This window comes from Neisseria sp. P0013.S005 (assembly GCF_051958425.1).
Taxonomy (GTDB): Bacteria; Pseudomonadota; Gammaproteobacteria; order Burkholderiales; family Neisseriaceae; genus Neisseria; species Neisseria subflava.
Genome location: NZ_JBQCVL010000109.1, coordinates 1 through 224, shown reverse-complemented (window position 1 = coordinate 224; position 224 = coordinate 1). Strand labels below are relative to the sequence as shown.

At 52.7% G+C, this 224-nt stretch carries 1 protein-coding gene; it reads left to right on the top strand.

The genetic code is table 11. The features are described 5' to 3' along the window. A partial coding sequence (locus tag ACTHTA_RS11700) for a helix-turn-helix domain-containing protein (RefSeq protein WP_440364853.1) occupies window positions 1–224 on the top strand: 224 nt, incomplete at both ends.

The following is a 224-nucleotide window of genomic DNA, read 5'->3' as shown; positions in this document are numbered from 1 at the left end:
TTTATGAGCAAATATACATTACACTTCAAATACCAAGCCGTACTCCACTACCTTCACATACGCAGCCAACAGCGTACGCAGACCACTACGGCATTTCCCGAACCCACCTGCGACGATGGATACGCGCCTATCAAGAAGGCGGCATCGGCGCACTCGAACATCCCCAATCCAAAACCATGCCCCAACACCGCAAAAACCCCTTCATCGCCGACAAACCCGACCAC